A 3097-nucleotide genomic window follows, 5' to 3' on the forward strand; every position below is an offset into this window, starting at 1 on the left:
TATACCCTGTCTTAATCTGCTCTGTTTTTGTCACACCGGGACGTGATGTTTTTAATTCAACTGTACTTGTTGTCACGTTGCCGTCTTTTGTATTTGTACTATCCTTTTCACTATCTGTTTTTTTAACAGTATTCTTGTAATTTGAAGCATAATACGATGTGTAACTACTGTTATTGATACCTGTAATTGCCATAATCCTACCTCCCTGTTATTGAAACTTAAAATAATTTCTATTATATTGAACGACTTGGATATTTAATTTCTCTCAGCCTCAATATGATATGTAATTACTATTTTTATTTGTAAATCATAGTACTAACATCATCAAATCTTAATGCTCATCAATAACTGCTCTCTATTAGGCTGAATCATTGTATATTTCTCCTTAAATGAGGTAATTGCACCATACATTTTCTCAGTTAAATTTTCTGGGATTTCGTCCTTTCCCCTGGTTTTTTGCTCCTCAATGTAAGCCGATGCCAAAGTTGACCTTGTGGTAATTTTTGAAATTTTATTCATTTCTTCACCAATAATTCCACGGGCATGCTGATTGGTTGTCTCCATTGTCACAAAGTCATCCACTGTTTTTTTATATGCAGCATCTAAATTGCTTAACTCTTCATCCTTTGTAAGCTTACGAGGTCCATTTTCATCAGCTACATATATTTCTCTGGTTCCATTTTCATAGCCCTTCACAATTTCATCATATAATTCTGCGTATGCTTTAACATAATTATTTGCCTTGTCAGTAATATTTAAGGCACTTTTTCCTGTATCAACATTTTGATTCTGCTGTGCTGCCTTCTTTTGAATTTCATAACTATAATCAATATCACTGATTTTTTTACTCGCTAACAGTTCCTTTCTTTGAACCACATCATCATATTTTTCCTGTCCACTCTGCTGTATACGATTACGATAATACTCCAATCCCTCATTAGAAATCGAAAGCTTCACTGATTGCCCCACTGTATGTTTTTCGTTTGTCTGACTATTTCCTTTCTGTACTTTATCAGTATTTTTTTCCATTATTGAATTCGTATTATTCATGTAATTAGATATTTTCATATCCTATTTTTCCTCCTTAAAACCCATTATCTTAGTTTCACCTCGTGGCTCACAAATAAATCTATCTATAACTTTATATCTACTGACTTCCTGCCACTCTCAACAGACTCTCTTGTAATACCATCCAATGCGCCAGCCGGTATTGGTTTACCAGCTCTCCATGTAGAATCTGCGGCTTTTGCAGCTTCTGCAAATGCCTGTCTGTATTGATGTTCATATTGTTCCATTGTCCAGCCTGCTGATAAGCGGTCATCCTTATCCATTTTTCTGTATAAATTGTTATATACACTCTCCCTTTTGGTAGTATCACCATTTAGAGTACCATTTTCATTTAAGAATTCTTTCTTTGCCAGTTCAAACATTTCTTCCCGGCTGCTCTCTGGAATAGAAATGATATGTTTATAACTGTTTCTGTTCTCATCCGTTACCGCAAGTCCTGTTAATCCAGTATTCGGATCAATCCAGTCTCCGTTTTTGTCATACTGGCTCATCAGGTTCTTAATTGCCTGAACATTTGTAAACATTGCACCGTTTCCATTCTTCATCATCTCACTCAGTGCTGCTTTATACTTTTTACTGTTTGTGTCGATCCCTGCTGCTTTTAATTGTTTCTGTACAGAACTGCTGTTCATTTGGGACAACTGAATATTGTTGACTAAATTTGTTTTTGATGTTCCAAATGTCGTTTGAAATAAAAAACCGTAGTCCGTAATTCTTGACATAATCGAAGCCTCCTATCATTAAATTTTTTATATCTGTCATCCGCTTTATTTTTCTTTTTCTATCGACAACCCACTTCTAATATTTTACCTTTTCTGCACCAAGTACGATTTTTTTGCACGAAGTAAGACTTTTTATGAATTGAGGAATAACTCAGCAATAAATTTATTTCCATCACTTTTCAATATTAAATTTCCATCATATTTTTTTACACTGCTCTGAACATTCAGCAGTCCTATTCCACCGCCTTTTCCTTTCGCTGATACCGGAAAACCATTTTTCCACTTTACCTCCCCGCAGTTATTTTCGATGCTGGCAGCTATCATTTTATGGTATGAGCCAATCTTAATCGAAATATATTTCCCGCCTTCAAGCTTCTCTGCAGCCTCAATCGCATTATCCAATAAATTTCCAAAAATAGTTGTAATGTCGATTGGTGCAAGGAAATTCAGATTCACATTATCCACCTTTATGGTTACTGAAATACCTTTTTCCTTCATAACGGATTCTTTATCGGTAAGAAGAATGTTTAATATTGGATTTTCTGTGTATTGAACCGGAATGAGCGGCTTTAACAGTTCTCTGATTTCCGCTGCATATTCTCCTGCCGTATTCCCCTGCTCTGCACCATATAATCCTTCGATTGCTTTAATATGCTTATTTACATCATGTAATATGTGGACGGTTTGATCATATTTTTTTGTCTGCGTCAAATAGTATTCGTATTGTACCTTTGCCTGTTGCTCTAAAGCGATGAGCTGCTTTTCATAATAGTTCTTTTCATCTGCCATTTTTACAAAATATAAAAGGTATAAATCTGCCAGAACAATACATCCCATGTTGACTGCACACAAATAATTTTCTTCTCCATTTTTAAAATTCTCTACAATTACACTCATGTTAATCAGACTGTATAGAAGTATAATTCCATACATGATGTACCGTGTCTTTGAATAAGGGACATCACTTTTTTTCACAAACCTGTTTATGAATGTGTAATACAAAAAAATAAGTATCACCTTTGAAAATGTTACCTCAAGGCAATAAAGCATCGTTTCATTCACATTTTTTATATCTGCGGCTTGCAAAATGCATTGTAAAAGAATCACTCCCAATGATTCACAGACAGACATACAAAATACTAATGCTTCACATTCAATAATACGTCTTAAGGGTTTATCTATATCCTCATAATACAGAACATATACTATAATCCCCGTCAAAACGCCCCAGACTACTAGATTTAATATGGAATGATTGAGCATATTTATACAGAATGTAAATATTACTGTGGTAGTCTCAATCACAA

Annotated in this window: 3 protein-coding genes and 1 pseudogene; all 4 read right to left on the reverse strand. The window is 34.5% G+C overall.

Going from position 1 to position 3097, the window contains the following annotated elements:
- Window positions 1-193, reverse strand: a pseudogene (locus M72_RS12375) (hypothetical protein); the annotation flags it as partial.
- 131 nt (window positions 194-324) lie between these two features.
- Window positions 325-1068: a hypothetical protein gene (locus M72_RS12380; protein ID WP_055040720.1), complete on the reverse strand. Its 744-nt coding sequence runs from the start codon at window positions 1066-1068 to the stop codon at window positions 325-327.
- 65 nt (window positions 1069-1133) lie between these two features.
- Window positions 1134-1790, reverse strand: coding sequence for a DUF3879 family protein (locus M72_RS12385; RefSeq protein ID WP_055068439.1), 657 nt, complete (start codon window positions 1788-1790; stop codon window positions 1134-1136).
- Window positions 1791-1922: 132 nt separating this feature from the next.
- On the reverse strand, window positions 1923-2687 hold the full coding sequence (locus M72_RS12390; protein ID WP_243276202.1) for an ATP-binding protein: 765 nt from the start codon (window positions 2685-2687) through the stop codon (window positions 1923-1925).
- Window positions 2688-3097 lie beyond the last annotated feature (410 nt).

This window comes from Roseburia faecis, from assembly GCF_001406815.1.
GTDB classification, from domain to species: Bacteria; Bacillota; Clostridia; order Lachnospirales; family Lachnospiraceae; genus Roseburia; species Roseburia faecis.

What these genes read in the sequence shown, in the direction of transcription:
- M72_RS12385 (WP_055068439.1), bottom strand. Translation starts at nt 1,790, where the DNA reads ATGTCAAGAATTACGGACTACGGTTTTTTATTTCAAACGACATTTGGA.
- M72_RS12390 (WP_243276202.1), bottom strand. Translation starts at nt 2,687, where the DNA reads ATGAGTGTAATTGTAGAGAATTTTAAAAATGGAGAAGAAAATTATTTG.
- M72_RS12380 (WP_055040720.1), bottom strand. Translation starts at nt 1,068, where the DNA reads ATGAAAATATCTAATTACATGAATAATACGAATTCAATAATGGAAAAA.